18 protein-coding genes are annotated in these 13644 nt (G+C 69.7%); 4 read left to right on the plus strand and 14 right to left on the minus strand.

The window, feature by feature from the left end:
• Positions 1–9 precede the first annotated feature (9 nt).
• From P8627_RS12710 to P8627_RS12725, 4 genes are read right to left on the minus strand one after another with little or no spacing between them, the layout of a single operon-like run.
• A complete protein-coding gene (locus P8627_RS12710) occupies positions 10–258 on the minus strand; it encodes a hypothetical protein (protein WP_279964504.1) in 249 nt (82 codons plus the stop codon).
• A complete protein-coding gene (locus P8627_RS12715) occupies positions 255–443 on the minus strand; it encodes a hypothetical protein (RefSeq protein ID WP_279964505.1) in 189 nt (62 codons plus the stop codon). Before P8627_RS12715 ends, P8627_RS12710 begins: the two co-directional genes overlap by 4 nt.
• Positions 440–634, minus strand: coding sequence for a hypothetical protein (locus P8627_RS12720; RefSeq protein ID WP_279964506.1), 195 nt, complete (start codon positions 632–634; stop codon positions 440–442). The genes P8627_RS12715 and P8627_RS12720 overlap by 4 nt, the downstream gene beginning before the upstream one ends.
• The gene (locus P8627_RS12725; RefSeq protein ID WP_279964507.1) at positions 634–1893 is read right to left on the minus strand and encodes a Zn-dependent hydrolase; all 1260 of its coding nucleotides are present in this window, start codon (positions 1891–1893) and stop codon (positions 634–636) included. Before P8627_RS12725 ends, P8627_RS12720 begins: the two co-directional genes overlap by 1 nt.
• Before the next feature lie 142 nt (positions 1894–2035).
• On the opposite strand from P8627_RS12725, the gene P8627_RS12730 reads away from it, so the two are divergent.
• A complete protein-coding gene (locus tag P8627_RS12730) occupies positions 2036–2650 on the plus strand; it encodes a TetR family transcriptional regulator C-terminal domain-containing protein (protein WP_279964508.1) in 615 nt (204 codons plus the stop codon).
• 214 nt (positions 2651–2864) lie between these two features.
• Entirely contained in the window at positions 2865–3344 is a 480-nt protein-coding gene (locus tag P8627_RS12735; protein WP_279964509.1) for a hypothetical protein, read from the plus strand.
• Between the two features lie 86 nt (positions 3345–3430).
• On the opposite strand, the gene preA is transcribed toward P8627_RS12735, so the two are convergent.
• The 5 genes from preA to P8627_RS12760 are packed head-to-tail and all read right to left on the minus strand — an operon-like array spanning position 3431 to position 8195.
• On the minus strand, positions 3431–4732 hold the full coding sequence (gene preA / locus P8627_RS12740) for an NAD-dependent dihydropyrimidine dehydrogenase subunit PreA (protein ID WP_279964510.1): 1302 nt from the start codon (positions 4730–4732) through the stop codon (positions 3431–3433).
• Positions 4733–4763: 31 nt separating this feature from the next.
• The gene (locus P8627_RS12745) at positions 4764–5555 is read right to left on the minus strand and encodes an Fpg/Nei family DNA glycosylase (protein ID WP_279964511.1); all 792 of its coding nucleotides are present in this window, start codon (positions 5553–5555) and stop codon (positions 4764–4766) included.
• Entirely contained in the window at positions 5548–5997 is a 450-nt protein-coding gene (locus P8627_RS12750; RefSeq protein WP_456237541.1) for a GFA family protein, read from the minus strand. Before P8627_RS12750 ends, P8627_RS12745 begins: the two co-directional genes overlap by 8 nt.
• Entirely contained in the window at positions 5994–6830 is an 837-nt protein-coding gene (locus P8627_RS12755; RefSeq protein WP_279964514.1) for a class I SAM-dependent methyltransferase, read from the minus strand. The genes P8627_RS12750 and P8627_RS12755 overlap by 4 nt, the downstream gene beginning before the upstream one ends.
• Before the next feature lie 42 nt (positions 6831–6872).
• Complete coding sequence (locus P8627_RS12760) at positions 6873–8195, minus strand: NAD(P)-dependent oxidoreductase (protein ID WP_279964515.1); 1323 nt, start codon at positions 8193–8195, stop codon at positions 6873–6875.
• Between the two features lie 104 nt (positions 8196–8299).
• Between P8627_RS12760 and P8627_RS12765 the strand changes: the two genes are divergently transcribed.
• Complete coding sequence (locus P8627_RS12765) at positions 8300–8587, plus strand: DUF1330 domain-containing protein (protein WP_279964517.1); 288 nt, start codon at positions 8300–8302, stop codon at positions 8585–8587.
• A 54-nt stretch (positions 8588–8641) separates the two neighbouring features.
• Here the strand turns inward: P8627_RS12765 and P8627_RS12770 are convergent, their stop codons facing one another.
• From P8627_RS12770 to P8627_RS12790, 5 genes are all read right to left on the minus strand, one after another.
• A complete protein-coding gene (locus P8627_RS12770; RefSeq protein WP_279964518.1) occupies positions 8642–9028 on the minus strand; it encodes a hypothetical protein in 387 nt (128 codons plus the stop codon).
• Positions 9025–9372, minus strand: a complete 348-nt coding sequence (locus P8627_RS12775; protein WP_279964519.1) for a hypothetical protein — start codon at positions 9370–9372, stop codon at positions 9025–9027. The genes P8627_RS12770 and P8627_RS12775 overlap by 4 nt, the downstream gene beginning before the upstream one ends.
• Positions 9373–9437: 65 nt before the next feature.
• Positions 9438–10454, minus strand: coding sequence for a patatin-like phospholipase family protein (locus P8627_RS12780; RefSeq protein ID WP_279964520.1), 1017 nt, complete (start codon positions 10452–10454; stop codon positions 9438–9440).
• Positions 10447–10722, minus strand: coding sequence for a pentapeptide repeat-containing protein (locus P8627_RS12785; RefSeq protein ID WP_279964521.1), 276 nt, complete (start codon positions 10720–10722; stop codon positions 10447–10449). The genes P8627_RS12780 and P8627_RS12785 overlap by 8 nt, the downstream gene beginning before the upstream one ends.
• Positions 10719–11492, minus strand: coding sequence for a 3-hydroxybutyrate dehydrogenase (locus tag P8627_RS12790; RefSeq protein ID WP_279964522.1), 774 nt, complete (start codon positions 11490–11492; stop codon positions 10719–10721). The genes P8627_RS12785 and P8627_RS12790 overlap by 4 nt, the downstream gene beginning before the upstream one ends.
• Before the next feature lie 393 nt (positions 11493–11885).
• Here P8627_RS12790 and P8627_RS12795 point away from each other — a divergent pair, with 393 nt between their 5' ends.
• Positions 11886–13634, plus strand: a complete 1749-nt coding sequence (locus P8627_RS12795; protein ID WP_279964523.1) for an extracellular solute-binding protein — start codon at positions 11886–11888, stop codon at positions 13632–13634.
• The last annotated feature ends 10 nt before the right edge of the window (positions 13635–13644 follow it).

The following is a 13644-nucleotide window of genomic DNA, read 5'->3' on the forward strand; positions in this document are numbered from 1 at the left end:
GCGCTCCGGTCAGATGCAGTATTGCGTGCCGCGAGGGATCAGGACGGGGTAGATCACGCCCTGGTAGGCGTAGCCGTAGCAATTGTCGGCGACGCGCACGTCGGCCACGCCCACGCCGCGCGGCAGGAGGCGCTGGACGGCGAAGGGGACCGGCGCGTCGGAGACGCGGTAGTCCTGCGGATCGGGCACCGGGCCGGAGGCGGCGGGCACGCAGGCCAGGAGCGGAAGGGGGAGGAGGAGGGCGGCGATCGGTTTCATGTCTTGACCCATGCGATGAGAGCTCGGATCGCAGCATAGACCGCCGATCCGATGGCCGCGACCGTGACCGCGCGGGTCAGGATGCGCGGCGTGACCCCGCCCGCCGCCCAGCCATCCACCGCCAGCACGGTGAAGAAGGCGACGGCGGCGAAGACAGCGCTGCGCAGGGCGATGCGGGCGATCATCGGCCCCGGTTCCGGAACCGGTCGATCAGCAGCGTGGCGAGCACGAAGAGGATCGTGAAGAGCACCGTGCTGATCGCGGTGGCGGCGAGCGACGGGCCGGTCAGGCCGTCGGCGCGCGACAGGTTCAGCAGCACGTTGAAGGCGAAGAAGGCCGCGGCGAAGATCAGGGCCCGTCGCGTCCATCGGGGCATCAGGCGACGACCTCGGCGGTCTCCACCACGGCGTGCAGCAGGACATCGGCGCCGGCGCGGGCCCAGTCCTTGGTGATCTCCTCGGCCTCGTTGTGGCTGAGGCCGTCGACGCAGGGGCACATGATCATTGCGGTGGGCGCCACGCGGTTGATCCAGCAGGCGTCGTGTCCGGCGCCCGAGATGATGTTCATGTGGGAATAGCCCAGCCGCTCGGCCGCGTCGCGCACGGCGTTCACGCAATTCGCGTCGAAGGCGACCGGGTCGAAGCCGCCGACCTTCTCGAGTTCGACCTCCATCCCCATCGCGTCGCAGATCCGGCGGGCGGCCGCGGCGAGCTTGGCCTCCATGTCCTGGATCACCGCGAGATCGGGCGAGCGGAAATCGACGGTGAAGATGGCGCGGCCCGGGATCACGTTGCGGGAATTCGGATGCACCTCGATATGGCCCGCCGCGCCCACCGCGTGGGGAGCGTGCGACAGGGCGATGGTCTCGACCTCCTCGAGGATGCGGGCCATGGCGAGGCCTGCGTTCTTGCGCATCGGCATCGGGGTCGAGCCGGTGTGGCTTTCCTTGCCGGTCACCGTCACCTGCGTCCAGCTCAGGCCCTGGCCATGGGTGACGACACCGATGTCCCGGCCCTCGGTCTCGAGGATCGGGCCCTGCTCGATATGCAGCTCGAAGAAGGCGTGCATGTGATCCTTGCGCGCGCCCACCTCCTCGTCGCCGCGCCAGCCGATGCGGTCGAGCTCGTCGCCGAAGCGTTTGCCCTCCGCGTCGGTCTTGTCCTCGGCCCAGTCCTGGCTGTGCACGCCGGCGAAGACGCCCGAAGCCAGCATGGCGGGGGCGAAGCGGGTGCCCTCCTCGTTGGTCCAGTTGGTGACCACGATGGGGTGCTTCGTCTTGACGCCCAGGTCGTTGAGCGTGCGCACGAGCTCCAACCCGCCCAGCACGCCCAGGACGCCGTCGTATTTGCCGCCCGTAGGCTGGGTGTCGAGATGGGAGCCGACATAGACGGGGGCGGCGTCGGGATCGGTGCCGGGGCGGGTGGCGAACATGTTGCCGATCCGGTCGACGCCCATGCTGCAGCCGGCCTCTTCGCACCATTTCTGGAACAGGGCGCGGCCCTCGGCATCGGCATCGGTCAGGGTCTGGCGGTTGTTGCCGCCGGCCACGCCGGGGCCGATCTTGGCCATCTCCATCAGGCTGTCCCACAGCCGCTCGGCGTTGACCGCCATGTTCTGGCCGCTGGCTGCCGTCATCCCGTCCCCCTCGAAGATTTGACCGTCTGGTAAAACCGACGCTATCACGGAGAAGGGGTCAGTCAATGGCCGTGCCGGACGGGCGCGGCGGGCTGCCCGGCAAAGCGGCGATCGGGCCGGTGCAGGCACGCGAGGCGGGCGGATGGCGAACGATCAGGGACGGACCCGCATCCAGCGCGAGAACCGCGCCCGCATCCTGGAGGCGGGGCTGGAGGTCTTCTCCTCCGAGGGGTTCCGGGGCGCGACGCTGGACGGGTTGGCGCAGGCGGCGGGGCTGTCGAAGCCCAACATGCTGTATTATTTCGCCTCGAAGGAGGCGATCTACGTGGCGCTTCTGGACCGGCTGCTGGATGCCTGGCTGGACCCGCTGCGCGCGCTCGATCCGGCGGGCGAGCCGCTGGACGAGATGCTGGGCTATGTGCGCCGCAAGCTGCACCTGGCGCGCGACTACCCCCGCGAGAGCCGGCTGTTTGCGGGCGAGGTGCTGCGCGGGGCGGAGCATATCGGCCCGGCGCTGTCGGGCGGGCTGCGGTGGCTGGTCGACGACCGCGCCGCGGTGATCGGGGGCTGGATGGCGGCGGGGCGGCTCGCGCCGTCGGACCCGCATCACCTGATCGTCTCGATCTGGGCGCTGACGCAGCATTACGCGGATTTCGAGGTGCAGGTGCGCGCCGTGCTGGGCGAGGCGCGCGACCCCTGGGCCGAGGCCGAGCGCGAGCTGGAGCTGCATTTCCGCCGGGTGCTGGCGGTGGGGTGAGGGGCGGCCGGCGGGGCCCACCGGGGGCCCGACGTCGAGCATCGACGCGGACGGGCGGGTCGCGCGCCGATCCGCGGCGCGGCCGCGATCGAAATTCGCGAAGGCTTTCAGACGCATCGCCCCCGCCGCTCGGGAGCGCTGGGGCCGGAGGCGGTTCGCGTGTATGTTGACGTAGCGTCAACTTCTGCGTTGGCGGATTTGGGAGGACAGAGATATGTACATTCGGACCTGCTTTTTCGGCGCCTGTGGGCTTCTCGCGATGTCGGCGGCCTTTGCCGACGAGATGACCTTCTCGGGCACCGGCTACGGCATGACGGAGAACACCGTTCACATGGTTGCCGACGGGCACATGCTGATGGAACTGAAGACCGCTTATAGCGGCTTCGAGATCGACGATCCGGACAACCCGATGAACGGGATGACCGGTCCGTGCTTCGGCGCGATGGAGGTCAAGGGCGCGGCCGTGACCGGCGGCGGACGGTGCCTCTATACCGATGCCGATGGGGACATGGTGAGCATGCAGTGGACCCCGGAGGCCATGGCCGCCGACGGAGCTGTCACCGGCAGCTGGTCCGTGTCGGGCGGAACGGGCAAATGGATGGACGCGAGCGGCGAGGGCACCTTCTCGTCGCTGGCGAACCCCGACACGGGCGAGAGCGCCAACAGCGTAATCGGCAAGGTGATGTTGCCCTGAGGGTGGCGTTGGCCTGAGGATGGACCGGGACGGCCGTTTCGCGCGGCCGCCCCGGTTTCATGGTCAGTCGAGGGCGTGCCGCCCCCTCACTCCGCCGCCTGCGCCGCCGGGTTGTTGGGATGCGTCGTCCAGTTGGCGTATTCCTCCTCGACGACCTTGCCGGTGCGCGGGTCGGTGGTGCCGGGGGCGAGGCGTTCCATGGTGATGCAATCCTCGACCGGGCAGACATCGACGCAGAGGTTGCAGGCCACGCATTCGGCGTCGATCACCTCGAAGACCCGGCCGGGCTTCATGGCGATGGCTTGGTGCGAGGTGTCCTCGCAGGCGGCGTAGCAGCGGCCGCATTTGATGCAGAGATCGGGGTCGATCCGCGCCTTGGTGACGTAGTTGAGGTTGAGATACTTCCAGTCGGTCACGTTCGGGACGGCGCGGCCCACGAGGTCGTCCATCGTCATGCCCTTCTCGTCGAGATAGCGCGACAGGCCGGCAGTCATCTCCTTGATGATGCCGAAGCCGTAGGTCATGGCGGCGGTGCAGACCTGCACGTTGCCGGCGCCCAGCGCCATGAACTCGGCCGCGTCGCGCCAGGTGGTGACGCCGCCGATGCCCGAGATCGGCATGCCGGCGGTTTCCTCGTGGCGCGCGATCTCGGAGACCATCGACAGCGCGATGGGTTTGACCGCCGGGCCGCAATAGCCGCCATGGCTGCCCTTGCCGTCGATGGTGGGCTCGGGCGCGAAATCGTCGAGATCGACCGAGGTGATCGAGTTGATCGTGTTGATCAGGCTGACCGCGTCCGCGCCGCCGCGCTTGGCCGCCGCGGCGGGCTTGCGGATATCGGTGATGTTGGGCGTCAGCTTCACGATGACGGGCATGCGGGAGTATTGCTTGCACCAGCGCGCGACCATTTCGATATATTCGGGCACCTGGCCCACGGCGGAGCCCATGCCCCGCTCGCTCATCCCGTGGGGGCAGCCGAAATTCAGCTCGATCCCGTCGGCGCCGGTCTCCTCGACCCGGGGGAGGATGGCAGCCCAGGCCTCCTCCTCGCAGGGGACCATGATCGAGGCGATGAGCGCGCGGTCGGGATAGTCGCGCTTGACGACCTTCATCTCGCGCAGGTTCACCTCGAGCGGGCGGTCGGTGATGAGCTCGATATTGTTGAGGCCCAGCAGGCGGCGATCGGCGCCGTAGACCGCGCCGTAGCGGGGGCCGTTGACGTTGACGACGGGTGGACCCTCGGCGCCCAGCGTCTTCCAGACGACGCCGCCCCAGCCGGCCTCGAAGGCGCGGCGGACGTTGTATTCCTTGTCGGTCGGCGGCGCGGAGGCCAGCCAGAACGGGTTCGGGGACTTTATGCCCAGGAAGTCGGAGGTCAGGTCGGCCATTTGGGTCTCCTCGGTCGGTCGGTCGGGCGCCTCAGGCGGCGCGGTCCTGGTGGTCGGGACAGTGGTAGGACGTGCGTCCGCCCACCTTGATCTTGTCGATGGCGCCGTCGCAGCGCGTGCAGGCGCGGCCCGCTTCGCGGCGGTGAATGAGCCAGGCGTCGGGCAGTTCGGAATAGGTGGCGTCGGTGTCGCAGACCGATTGCAGCACGCGGATCGCGGTGCGGTGCAGGCGGGCGACGGCCTCCTCGGAGAGGTCCGCGGCGCGCGCCTCGGGATGGATGCCCGCCTGGTAGAGCGCCTCGTCGGCCCAGAGATTGCCGATGCCGGCCAGCTTGCCCTGGTCGAGAAGCGCCGATTTCACCGCGCCCCGGCAGGTGCCGACGCGGTCGGCGAAGCCCGCTTCGCCGATGCTCAGCGCGTCGGGGCCGAGGTCGTGGTCGGCGATCACGGCGTCGGGGTCGTCGATTACCCGAACCCAGCCGAATTTGCGCGGGTCGCGGAAGGTCAGCCGGCGGGGGCCCTCGAAATCGACGGTGAGGCGGATGAAATCGGCCTGCGGCTCGTCGGTGTCGAGCACGCGGATCGAGCCCGCCATGCCCATGTGCAGCATCATCCAAGGGCCCGAGGCGGAGCCCGCGAAGAGATATTTGCCGTGGCGCCGGGCCTCGGTGAACTGGTGGCCTTCGAGGCGGGCGCGCTCCTCGGCGGAGGGCAGCTCGATATGGGTCACGTCGTTGCCGGGCGTCACCGCGAGGATGGTGCGGTTGAGCGCGCGGACCTCGATGCGGCGGCGCAGGGCCTCGACCTCGGGCAGCTCAGGCATGGGCGGCGAACTCCGCCATGAGTTCGGGATAGAGATCCGCCGGCGGCAGGCCCCCGAAGCTGCGGATCGCGGGGGTCGCGACCCAGGGCAGCGCCTCGTCGCGGGCCGTCTCGAGGAAGGGCACGCACCAGTCGGGCGCGTCGAACATCGTCGCGCGCAGATTGACGAACTCGGGCATCCCCTCGATCCGGGTGAAGAGCCAGCTGCAGCAGTGGTCGCAATGGTGGTGGTGTTGCTCGGGGCCGTGCAGGCCGCCGATCCGGGTCGCGCCCGCGACCTCGAACGCGTCCGAGGGCAGGAGCGCGGACAGCAAGAAGGCGCTGGCAGTCATGCGCTGGCAGCCCCGGCAATGGCAGGCCGAGGTGATGAGCGGCGCCGCCGTGGCCCGCAGGCGCACGCGGCCGCAGCGGCATTCCCCGACGCGCGTCGGGGGCGGCGTCACGCGGCCCCCTTGCGGAAGATCATCTCGATCGGCGCGATCCGGTGGGCTTCGACATTGGCCACGTAATTCGCGATCTTCTCGCTCGCCGTGTCGCCCATCAGCAGGTGGATCCCGAGGGGCGGCGGGCCGGCGGCGGCGATCCGCTCGCGAAGCCGCGCGAAGAAATCGAGCGCGAAGGCGCGGCGCCGCGCCTCGTGCATCTCCTCGAAGCCGGCGGTCTGGGCGGCGCGCCGGTAGACCGACGGCGGCTCGACATGGCTGATCGCGGGCTCGCCCGACCAGGGCAGGGGGAAGACCAGCGGCTCGTCGCCCTCGTCGCGCATCACGTCGAAGAGCGCGAAGCGCCCGCCGGGGCGCAGGAGGCGGGCGGCCTGCGCGAAGATGGCGGGCTTGTCGGCCACGTTCATGCCGACATGCATCATCACGACGAGATCGGCGCTGGCATCGGCGAAGGGCGGATCGGTCGCGTCCCCGACCTCCAGCGTGATCCGCTCGCCCAGGCCCAGCCTGTCGTTGAGCACGCGGCCCACCTCGACGAAGGCGCGGGTCAGGTCGACGCCGTGCACGGTGGCGCCGTAGCGGTGGACGATGTGGCGGGCGGTGCCGCCCAGCCCGCAGCCCAGATCGACCACGATGCTGTCGGAGGAGATCTCGAGCTGGTCGATCAGGTGGGTCGTGGCCTCGATCCCGCCGGTGTGGAACTCGTCCACCGGGCTGAGGTCGTCGAAGGTGGGGTGGGCGGGGTCGGCCCCGGCCTGCTTGAGCGCGGCATCGATCCGGTCGAGCAGACCGGCTGTCGTGTAGTGCCGCGCGACTTCGTCCTGAAGTGTCATCGCAGCCTCCCAAATGGCGGAATAGGCCCCCATCCTAGCACATCACGCCGTCAGGGCGGCGTGGATGTCCTCGGCGGCGTCGCGGCCCTCGGCCACGGCGGTCACCGTCAGGTCCTCGCCGCCCGCCGCGCAATCGCCGCCGGCCCAGACCCCGTCGAGCGAGGTGCGGCCGGCGCCGGTCACGGCGATCTTGCCGCCGGCGAGCTCCAGCCCCTCGACCGCGACCAGTTTCTGGCCGATGGCGCGGAAGAGCTGGTCGGCCTGCAGGCGCGTCGTCTCGCCGGTGGGCGCCATGTCGTCGCCGACATAGGCCAACTCGACCTCGCGCAGGCGGCCGTCGCCATGCAGCGCGTGCGGGATCACCCCGAACATCAGCCGCACGCCGTGGCTGGCGGCGAGATCCTGTTCCCAGCGCGAGGCGGGCATGCGCTCGCGGCCGCGGCGATAGGCGATGGTGACGGTCTCGGCGCCCAGAAGCTTGGACTGGACGGCGGCGTCCACCGCGGTCATGCCGCCGCCGATCACCACCACGTGGCGGCCGACGGGAAGCTGGGTCAGGTCGTCCTGCTGGCGCAGGGCGGCGATGAAGTCGACGGCGTTCTCGGTGCCCTGCAGCTCCTCGCCCTCGAGGCCCAGCGCGCCGACGCCGCCCAGCCCGATCCCGAGGAAGACGGCGTCGAAATCGGCGCGCAGCGCCTGCAGGGTCAGGTCCTGGCCGATGGCGCGGCCGGTCTCGATGGTGATGCCGCCGATCTTCAGGAGCCAGTCCACCTCGGCCTGCGCGAAGCCGTTCGGGGTCTTGTACTGGGCGATGCCGTATTCGTTGAGCCCGCCGGGCTTGGTACGGGCTTCGAAGACCGTGACGGCATGGCCGTGCAGGGCGAGGCGGTGCGCGGCGGCGAGGCCCGCGGGGCCGGCGCCGACGACGGCGACGGTCCGGCCGGTTTCGGGCGCGCGCGTGAAGGGATGGGTGCCCGCCGCCATCATGCTGTCGGTGGCGTAGCGCTGCAGGCGGCCGATCTCGACCGGCTTGCCCTCGGCCTCCTCGCGCACGCAGGCCTCCTGGCAGAGCGTCTCGACTGGGCAGACCCGGGCGCACATGCCGCCCAGGATGTTCTGCTCGAAGATCGTCTGGGCCGCGCTTTCGGGCTGGTCGGCCTGGATCTGGCGGATGAAGAGCGGGATGTCGATGGCGGTGGGGCAGGCGGTCACGCAGGGCGCGTCATAGCAGAAATAGCAGCGGTCGGCGGCCACCCGCGCCTCGTGCGGGGCGAAGCGCGGATGCAGGTCGTCGAAATTGCGGGCCAGCTCCTCCGGGCCCAGCCGTCCCGCCCTGATCCCGTCCAGCCGCATCGCCTCGCCCATAATGTCTCTCCGCCGTCGCAAGCCCCGGTTGGGGCGATTTTCCTCGACAGAGTGCCACGGGTGGATTTTTTATCAACTGGTAAAATTTCAGCAGGAGAGAAACGATGCCCAAGGCCTACTGGATCGCCCATGTCACGGTGACGGACCCGGATCCCTACGCGCTCTATGCCAAGGGGGCGACGGAGGCCTTCGCGAAACATGGCGCGCGGGTGCTGGCGCGGGGCGGCCGCGTCGTCGGCTTGGAGGGCGAGAGCCGTCCGCGCAACGTGGTGATCGAGTTCGGCAGCCTGGAGGCGGCGCAGGCCTGCTACGACTCGCCCGAATACCAGGCAGCGCGCGAACATCGCGTCGGCGCGGGCGAGGCGCAGATTATGCTGCTGGAGGGCGTCTGAGGCGCATGCCCGTTCGATGGCGTCGCGCCGGGACGCGCCCGGCGCGGGGCCGGCTCAGTCCCGCCCGGCCTGGATCGGCGTGGTGGCGAAGCCGGGCACGGTCAGCTCCGGATAGGCGGCGAGCACCGCGCGGAACGCGTCCTGGCGGGCGCGGGCCGTGGCGTGGTGATTGACCGGCCCGTGGAAGGCGCGCCGCGCGAGGCTGCGACGATAGGCCTGCTGCCAGAGGTCGTACTGGTTGACCGTCAGCGCCGCGCGGGTGTCGGCGTCGAACGAGACCAGACGCACGCGCCCATTGCCCTGCCGGCTGATATTGGGCGCGTCGAGCCAGAAGATCGGCGGGTCGTAGGTCAGCCGCTGGCCGGGACGCTCATGCGCCAAGGCCGCTTGCGGCAGGGCCAGCGCGAGGGCGGCGGCGGCCAGGGCCGCGCGGGCGCTCATTGCTTCCGCCCCATCGGCGTGTCCGGCGTGTGGTCGTCGCCGAAGCGGCGGTCATCGGCCAGCGCGTCCTCGCCATCGGCGACGTAATCGCCGCTGTCGCGGGCGGCCATGTTGTCGCGCGTCGGGTCGGCATAGGCATCGGCGGGCATCGGGCCGCCCAGGAACTCGTGCAGGCGCTGCTGCGCGTCCTCGGGCGCGGTGCCCTGCTTTTCGGCGATGATCTTGGCCAGCCGGGCGGTGGAGCCGTCGGCCTCGGCCAGGTCGCCATCGGTCAGCTCGGGGTAGCGGGTCATCAGCCCGGCGGCGAAGGGACGCCAGTCGGTCTGGAACTGTTCGCGGCTCATCTGCGGTCTCCTCGGGTTGTGCGTCTCGTCCTGAAACTAGCACATCCGGGGGCGGGTTCCGCGTCTCAGCCGAACATCGCCGCGAGGTCGATCGTGGATTCGACGCCGACGCGGTCGAGATCGCGGTCGAGGAACCCTTCCGCCGCGCGGCGGCCGGCATCGCGCAGCTGGTGCAACACGGCCGCGTTGGGCCAGACCTTGGTGGCCACCGAGAGCTGCCGCATCAGCGCGTCATCGGCGATCATGTGGACCAGCACGTCCTTCATCGCGCCCTCGGGCAGGGTGCCGGTGCGGACCAGCCGCTGCACGAAGGCGATGGCGCGCAGCTCGCGCAGGAGCGAGGTGTTGAAGCTGATCTCGTTGATACGGTTCTGGATCTCGGCCGCGGTGCGCGGCACGCCCGGCCGCTCCAGCGGGTTGATGTTCACCACGAGGATGTCGCGGGGCAGGTGCCGCTCGAACAGCGGGTAGAGGGCGGGGTTGCCGGTATAGCCGCCGTCCCAATAGGCCTCGCCGTCGATCTCGACGGCCGGGAAGAGCGTGGGCAGGCAGGCCGAGGCCATGATCGCGTCGGTGGTGATGTCGGTGCCCCGGAAGAGGCGGATCTTGCCGGTGCGGACATTGGTGGCGCAGATGGTGAATTCGGGGCCGTCGGCGGCGCAGACCTCGTCGTAATGGAAGCGCGCGACGATGCGGCGCAGCGACAGGGCCGCGCTGTCGGGGCGCATGTAGGGCGAGATGGCGCGGCTGATCCCCTCGGAGATCTGGTAGCCGGGCGAGGCCTCGATCAGCGCGCTGACGGCCATCGGCGAGACGGCGTCGAACCACGGGGTCAGGCGGTCGTCGGTGACGGCGCCGACCTGGGTCCAGAGCCATTCGAGATTCTCGCGGGCCGCCGCGCGCGAGCCATGGACCAGCCCGGCCTTCACGGCGGCGCCGTTGAGCGCCCCGGCGGAGGTGCCCGAGATCGCGGCGATCTCGATCCGGTCATCGGCGAGCAGCGTGTCGAGCACGCCCCAGGTGAAGGCGCCATGCGCGCCGCCGCCCTGCAGCGCGAGGTTGATGGGCTTGGGCTCAGCCATCGCGCCATTTCGCCAGCAGATCGGCGACCGGGATGCCGTCGATCGTCATGCCCGCGAGGTTGCAGTCGCTGATGGCGAGACCGCTGAGATTGCAGTCCCGGACGCGGCCGCCCGAAAGATTCGCGTCGCGGATCGAGATGCCCGCCACGCTGGCGTTGCGCAGCTCGAGCGCCCCGATGCTGACATCGCTGAGGCTGAGCCCGCCGATGGCGCAATCGTCGAAGGAGACCTCGCCGAGGGCGGCGTTGCGGAAGCTCTGGTCGCTCATAGCGCGGTCCAGCCGCCATCGACGCTGATCGTGGTGCCGGTGATCTGCGCCGCGTGGTCCGAGCAGAGAAACAGCGCCGTGCCGCCGAGCTGGCCGGTGGTGGCGAATTCCTTCGAGGGCTGGCGCGCCAGCAGCACGTCGCGGATCGCCGTCTCGCGGTCGAGGTCGTATTTCTGCATCGTGTCGGGGATCTGCTTCTCGACCAGCGGCGTCATCACGTAGCCGGGGCAGATGGCGTTGGCGGTGATCGGGTCCTCGGCCGTCTCGAGCGCGACGACCTTGGTCAGGCCGACCACGCCGTGCTTGGCGGCGACATAGGCGGATTTGTAGGGCGAGGCGGTCAGGCCGTGGGCGGAGGCGAGGTTGATGACCCGGCCCCAGCCGGCCTTGCGCATCATCGGGACCGCCACCGCGGTCGTGTGGAAGGCCGAGGACATGTTGATCGCGATGATCGCGTCCCATTTCGCCTCGGGGAAGTCCTCGATCGCGGCGACATGCTGGATGCCCGCGTTGTTGACCAGCACGTCGCAGGCGCCGGCCTCGGTCACCAGCCGCCGCGCTTCGGCGCCCTTCGACAGGTCGGCGCCGATATAGCGGACCTCGGTGCCGAACTCCTTCGACAGGTCGGCGGCGAGGTCGTGATCCGCCGCATCGTCGGTGTAGGAGTTCAGGACGACCTTCATCCCGGCCTCGGCGAAACTCCGCGCAATGCCCAGGCCGATGCCGGAGTTCGAGCCGGTGACGATAGCGGTCTTGCCTTCGACGGACATGGGACTGCCTCCTGGGCCGTTGCGATCCGGCCAGCAGCATAGATGCTGCATGTGCGAAGGGAAGCCGGCTCGGCATAAACCCGCCGTAAACCCGCGAAAAAAAACGCCCGCACAAGGCGGGCGTCAAGTCATTGAGGCAGGTTTCATACAGGCAAGAAACCTATCGAGCAGTGCCCCTTTTATAGTCGCTGGGCCGGCAGAGTCCAAGAGAAAACTTTCAAGGGGAAAAGGGGCAGTCTAGGATCCGGGCCAAGCAGAACAGACATTCGGGGGCCAATCGAGACCATGCTGACCAATCGTTTCCATCGCGGCGCAGGTCGCCGGGGCCAGCCGAAGGCCGGAGGCGGGGCGCGAATCGCGGCCTTCATCATCGCATCCCTGGCCGCGCCGGCAATGGCCGACGGCCACGGAATCGCGCTCTACGGCGCGCCCGCGCTGCCGCCGGGCTTTTCGCACCTGCCGCATGTGAATCCCGACGCGCCCAAGGGCGGGCGCTTCGTGGACGGGCAGGTGGGCAGCTTCGACAGCCTCAACCCGCACATCCAGCAGGGCCGGGTGCCCTGGCAGCTGCGCTTCCTGGCCTACGAGTCGCTGATGGGCCGGTCCTATGGCGAGCCGTTCACGCTCTACGGGCTTTTGGCCGAGCGGGTCGAGGTGTCCGACGACGCGACGCAGGTCACCTATACGCTGCACCCCGAGGCACGCTTCGCCGATGGCAGCCCGGTGACCGCCGCGGACGTGATCTGGTCGCACGAGATCCTGGGCCGGGAGGGCGCGAACGGGCGCTATCGCGCGTCCTTCCTGAAGGTCACCGATGTGGAAGCGGTGGGCGAGCGCGGCGTGCGCTTCACCATCGACGCGCCCGATCGCGAGCTTCTGATGGTGCTGGGCATGCGCCCGATCCTGCAGAAGGCGCAGTTCGAGGGCGACGAGGACGCCTTCTTCCAGTCGGGGACGGACACGATCCCGATGACCTCGGCCCCCTACCAGATCACCGATTACGACCCCGGCCGCTTCGTCGAGCTGACCCGCGACCCCGATTACTGGGGCGCCGACCTGCCGTTCCGGCGCGGCACCAATAATGTCGACGTGATCCGGATGGAGTTCTTCGGCGACGCCACCGCGCATTTCGAGGCCTTCAAGGCGGGCGAGCTGTCGACCATGCGCGAGACCAATGCCGCGAAATGGGCGCGAGACTACGACTTCCCGGCGGTGCGCGAGGGGTCGGTGACGCTGTCCGAAGTCCCGCATCAGCGGCCCACCGGCATGGTCGGGTTGGTGATGAACACCCGCCGCGCGCCCTTCGACGACTGGCGCGTGCGCGAGGCGCTGATCCAGGCCTTCAACTTCGAATACGTCAACGGCGTCATCAATGGCGGCGCCCAGCCGCGGATCACGAGCTATTACGCCAACTCGCCGCTGGGTTTGCAGCCGGGGCCGGCCGAGGGGCGCGTGGCCGAGCTGCTGGCGCCGCATGCCGACGACCTGCTGCCCGGGACGCTGGAGGGCTACGAGCTGCCGGTGACGAATGGCGAGGTGGCCAACCGCCGCGGGCTGCGGACCGCGACGCGGCTTCTGCAGGAGGCGGGGCTGACGGTGGAGGACGGCGTGCTGACCGGGCCCGAGGGGCCGGTGGAGATCGAGATCCTGCTGGAGCAGGGCTCCTCGGAGGTGCAGTCGATCGTCGACATCTATGTCGAGGCGCTGAAGCGGCTGGGCATCGCGACCGCCGTCGCCACGGTGGACGGCGCGCAGTTCAAGGAGCGCCAGAACGCCTATGATTTCGACATGACCTGGTATCGCTGGGGCCTGTCGCTGAGCCCCGGCAACGAGCAGCTCGCCTATTGGGGCCCCGACGGGGTCGAGACGCCGGGCAGCCGCAACATGATGGGTGCCGACAACCCCGCCATCGTCGCGATGATCGAGGCGATGCTGGGCGCCGGGACGCAGGACGACTACGTCGCCGCGGTGCGCGCGCTGGACCGGGTGCTGACGGCGGGGCGCTACGTCGTGCCGATCTGGCACAACCCGGTGAGCTGGATCGCCCATGACGCGCGGCTGACCTATGCGGCCGACCGGCTGCCGATCTACGGCGACTGGATCGGGTTCCAGCCCGATCTGTGGTGGTTCGCGCCCGAATGATTAACGATTG

Source organism: Jannaschia sp. GRR-S6-38 (assembly GCF_029853695.1).
Classification (GTDB): Bacteria; Pseudomonadota; Alphaproteobacteria; order Rhodobacterales; family Rhodobacteraceae; genus Jannaschia; species Jannaschia ovalis.

Excerpts from the sequence above, each read along its gene's own strand:
- P8627_RS12720 (WP_279964506.1), bottom strand. The coding sequence starts at position 634 with ATGCCCCGATGGACGCGACGGGCCCTGATCTTCGCCGCGGCCTTCTTC.
- P8627_RS12780 (WP_279964520.1), bottom strand. The coding sequence starts at position 10,454 with ATGGCTGAGCCCAAGCCCATCAACCTCGCGCTGCAGGGCGGCGGCGCG.
- P8627_RS12730 (WP_279964508.1), top strand. The coding sequence starts at position 2,036 with ATGGCGAACGATCAGGGACGGACCCGCATCCAGCGCGAGAACCGCGCC.
- P8627_RS12760 (WP_279964515.1), bottom strand. The coding sequence starts at position 8,195 with ATGGGCGAGGCGATGCGGCTGGACGGGATCAGGGCGGGACGGCTGGGC.
- P8627_RS12745 (WP_279964511.1), bottom strand. The coding sequence starts at position 5,555 with ATGCCTGAGCTGCCCGAGGTCGAGGCCCTGCGCCGCCGCATCGAGGTC.
- P8627_RS12715 (WP_279964505.1), bottom strand. The coding sequence starts at position 443 with ATGATCGCCCGCATCGCCCTGCGCAGCGCTGTCTTCGCCGCCGTCGCC.
- P8627_RS12775 (WP_279964519.1), bottom strand. The coding sequence starts at position 9,372 with ATGAGCCGCGAACAGTTCCAGACCGACTGGCGTCCCTTCGCCGCCGGG.
- P8627_RS12710 (WP_279964504.1), bottom strand. The coding sequence starts at position 258 with ATGAAACCGATCGCCGCCCTCCTCCTCCCCCTTCCGCTCCTGGCCTGC.
- preA (WP_279964510.1), bottom strand. The coding sequence starts at position 4,732 with ATGGCCGACCTGACCTCCGACTTCCTGGGCATAAAGTCCCCGAACCCG.
- P8627_RS12785 (WP_279964521.1), bottom strand. The coding sequence starts at position 10,722 with ATGAGCGACCAGAGCTTCCGCAACGCCGCCCTCGGCGAGGTCTCCTTC.
- P8627_RS12725 (WP_279964507.1), bottom strand. The coding sequence starts at position 1,893 with ATGACGGCAGCCAGCGGCCAGAACATGGCGGTCAACGCCGAGCGGCTG.
- P8627_RS12790 (WP_279964522.1), bottom strand. The coding sequence starts at position 11,492 with ATGTCCGTCGAAGGCAAGACCGCTATCGTCACCGGCTCGAACTCCGGC.
- P8627_RS12770 (WP_279964518.1), bottom strand. The coding sequence starts at position 9,028 with ATGAGCGCCCGCGCGGCCCTGGCCGCCGCCGCCCTCGCGCTGGCCCTG.
- P8627_RS12755 (WP_279964514.1), bottom strand. The coding sequence starts at position 6,830 with ATGACACTTCAGGACGAAGTCGCGCGGCACTACACGACAGCCGGTCTG.
- P8627_RS12735 (WP_279964509.1), top strand. The coding sequence starts at position 2,865 with ATGTACATTCGGACCTGCTTTTTCGGCGCCTGTGGGCTTCTCGCGATG.
- P8627_RS12795 (WP_279964523.1), top strand. The coding sequence starts at position 11,886 with ATGGCCGACGGCCACGGAATCGCGCTCTACGGCGCGCCCGCGCTGCCG.
- P8627_RS12765 (WP_279964517.1), top strand. The coding sequence starts at position 8,300 with ATGCCCAAGGCCTACTGGATCGCCCATGTCACGGTGACGGACCCGGAT.